This is a genomic window from Pseudomonas sp. P4_D7 (assembly GCF_056401755.1).
In genome coordinates this window covers 1-3,500 of sequence record NZ_JBFUIR010000115.1, presented here as the reverse complement: position 1 = coordinate 3,500, position 3,500 = coordinate 1, and the positions used below count along the sequence as shown (strand labels likewise).

General features: G+C 53.3%; 2 protein-coding genes. Both read right to left on the bottom strand.

Going from position 1 to position 3,500, the window contains the following annotated elements; all coding sequences use genetic code 11:
* Window positions 1–1,755, bottom strand: a 1,755-nt coding sequence (locus AC1DVF_RS28690) for an ATP-binding protein (RefSeq protein ID WP_477783569.1), incomplete at its 3' end; no start/stop codon positions are given.
* Window positions 1,756–1,995: 240 nt separating this feature from the next.
* Window positions 1,996–3,500 (bottom strand): DNA sulfur modification protein DndB (locus AC1DVF_RS28685; RefSeq protein WP_477783568.1); only part of this gene is annotated, 1,505 nt, incomplete at its 5' end.

The window sequence follows — 3,500 nt, the reverse complement described above, 5'->3', positions numbered from 1 at the left end:
CCAAAGAACAAGGCCTGCCGCAAATGTGGCCTCGGCGTCTGGGCCATCATCCTCCAAAGCCGGGCAGCTTAGTTTAATGCCATGTAACCGAAACCGGAGAAGGCTTAGATCACGAGCAGTGCGCACAATGTCCCGCAGAGACCCCGGCTTACTCGAGGTATTCTTGAGCAATTGGGTCGATGTCTCCAATAGGCCTTGAAGTTGGCCCGCCTGCTCGCGTAGATTCTCGATTGTCATTTCAGGGTTGTTGATTGCCCCTGTCAACACCCTCACGCCGCGCTCAACTTCATGGAAGATGACAGCAAGCCCCGCATGTGAAACCCCGGAGCGGGCAAAGTTTTCACGAAGAGTGGCGTATTCGGATTCTATTTTGCGGATCGCCGGTTCGAGCACTTTGTCAACGTTGTTCGCCCGCGCCAGGCGACGGAGTTCGGTCAGCGGACCGAACATTCCTTCAGGCGTTTCACTTCCGCTTCCCGTGATCTTGCGGATCCGTTCCTTGTCGATGTTTCTCTCAGCCTGAAGGATCATCAGCGCACCGAGCACGACACGCCTCAGGCGGTCATACGTGTCAGTTTCGACGAAACCCTCGCGGTTGGTTTTCTCATGTAGGCCGTGGCTGTCGGCCAGACTGAGATCGACAACACCTATGGTGATGTTACGGCTCAACCGTTTTGTCGGCTCGTTTACACGCCGGAGATCGAGGCCCAACCAATCGTCACTCGGCTCACCATAATTGTACACTCGTACGCCGTCTCTATAAAGGCGTACGCCGCCATTCTGGGTAAGGAAACGCTCAAGAAAACGCGTGTCTCCATAAAGCGGCAGAACTTTCTTGTCGCGGTCGAATATGTGGAAACGACCTTTAACGGGACCGATTCCCTCTAAGGTCGACTGGTCTGCGGTCACTCTGCTCCGCCGCTTAGCTCGCGGTTCCTCACCCGGATCGAGAACGTCTGGTTCCTCGAGTTGGGCGATCTGAAAATAGAACTCATCGCGCTCTACGATGCGCTTTTCCAACTTCAGACCGGGAACTCCGCGAAACTCGTACTTGTAATGCAGCTTACTCCCGTCAAATTCGAACTCGAACGTATACGGCGCCATATCCAGCAATTGCTTGACGCCTGGGAGAGTTGTCAGCCATTCCGGGTGATCGGGAACGTRYAATTTCACATCAAAGTCGCCCACCCGGTCACCGAAGGGAGAAGCTATTGAAGTCACCTGTCTGTACAGATCGCGGATCTCGCCTCTTGTCCAGTCTGTAGTGCGCAAACGGCTGATCTCAATTAGGGTACCGGTATTTGACGGAAAAACCTCCGGCACGCGCTGTCGCACAGTAATCTCGGCGTCCGCTAGAAAGGTTTTCTCCAGCAGTGTGTCCCAATCAAAATCCGCGACGCATTCAGGTTCGTTCTCCGCTTTCGTCACAAGGCGGATTCTGTCCCCGAGTTTATGGACAGCAAACCGGCCGACGCCCTTCTCGCCCAGTGGGAGACGGCCGTATCGGGGTGAGCGGACTTGCCTCTCGCGATCCTGCTCGCGGTGGTCGTGACCAGGGACGAGCCATACGTTCTCAATCGTCTGCAGCGACATTCCCTGACCATTATCGCGGATAGAGATTTTCGCCGCTTCTGTTCCGATATCGTCAAATGTAATGACAACCTCGTCTGCATCGGCGTCGTAAGCATTCTTCACGAGCTCAAAGAGCGCCAGACGCGGAGAGCTAATAAGCTGGTCTCCGAGCAGTTGCAGCAACCTCGCTCGGGGTTTGAATGCCCGTTGCAGAACCCGATTATCAGCTGCCGTCACCCCAATTCCCTTCACAATAATCTATCAACTGCAGTCGGACGTACCTGCCCCGACACCAAGTGCGTCATTGGGGCAGATACAACTCAGACTAGCTGCCATTGATCGCTCTGTCTTTACCGGCGCTACTGTATTCACCGAAATAAGAAGACCCCTTTAAACACATTAACCTGGTCCGGCCGCCCCAGTTCAAGTAGAGGCACGCGAAGTGGCGTTTTCAACGGCCAACTCCTCCTGCAGTTTGATCAGCGCCTTGCGCTTGGGTAGCTGCAGTTTCCAACGGATCATATCGCCGAGGTGGCGCTGGATATCGTTGTGCTTCGCACCAAAACGCATAACCTGAGTGCTTTCATCAAAGTTACCGAGGTCCAGATTGTAACCAGCCTCATCGGGAGTGACAGCATCCTTCATTCCAGGACATTTATCTTCGCGCTCAGATATACTCATCTCGAAATAGCGCCACATGGGATTTGTGTGCGCGAAATCGATCTCATTCTCCTCGATCGCCGCAAACAGACGCTCAAGGTATTCCGGATTTTCATCGCGGCCATACCCGAAGTCATAAGCGAGTTTTGCCAATGCCTTCAGCACAACGGGCTGAGCTGCGACTGTATTCTTTTTAGCCCCCTGTTCTCCCCAATAAGGTATCTGGCCGATCGCACCCCAAAAGCGGCAGCCGTATGATTCCTTGGCACTGATATCCGCTGGCGAGGCTCCGTTTATTGTCGTCTTGTTCAGGAAAAGAAGCGCGTTGACAGAGATAAGATCTTTACGGGAGATCACACCCTCGTCTTTGTGCCAGTCGTGCGGGCTGTCGGTTTCAACCATAGTTGCTTTAAGAATGTCATGGCCAAGCAGATGGTCTTTTATAAACCGGTTGACCGCATTTGAGTTATCGAATTCGTAAACGAGTCCGCTTTCGACAGTCTTTCCGAGGTGGTTCAGGTCGTGAAAGAGCTGGCGTTCCTGCTCAAAATTCAGACCCAGATGGGTCTCAACAACGATTGAGCATTCCGCGCGCGCCACTTCGAATGCCGCCGCCCAAACCTGAATCTCATCAAGCGTTGGGTCTCGCTTAGCATCCCCTGCCGGCACATAAAGCGAAGGTTTGCGCGGGTACCGACCGTTATTTACTACGGACTTGAGGAATTCGAACACCATATGCATTGCGAACCGCCGGTGCTGRCCGTCTATGACCCACAAAACATGCTTGTCTGAAAGGAAAACGGTTATCACCCCGCCTTTGCGTTCAAAGCGGAGCCCGTCACCGCCGAATTTACAGTTCCGTATATTTGCGGTAATCGGCTGCATCGCGATATAGGGTTGCGCACCTATCTCTTTCTGAATCGCGACAAGAGCCTGCGGAATTGGGTGACCCTGAGCCTCCAACTTCCGTCGAGTCGTATCGACAAGACCCTTCAATATAAATGTTGCAAGTTTTTTGGCGTGCGTCTCATCAAGCCGCCGCTGTGCTGCAGGCAGCTCCCGGTGTGCAGGCAACGCTTCCAGATTTGCTTTGTTCGCTACTTCCGAAATTTCATAGAAGACAGCCATGGGGACACTCATAATAAGAGTCCGATTCCCCATGTTGGATCCTACGAGAACGTTGAACGGGCGCCCCGAATGGTCACCTTGCTGCAGCAGATCACTCAAACTGTTGGTGACAGTTGGCTCTACCTCGTCTACAGTTATAT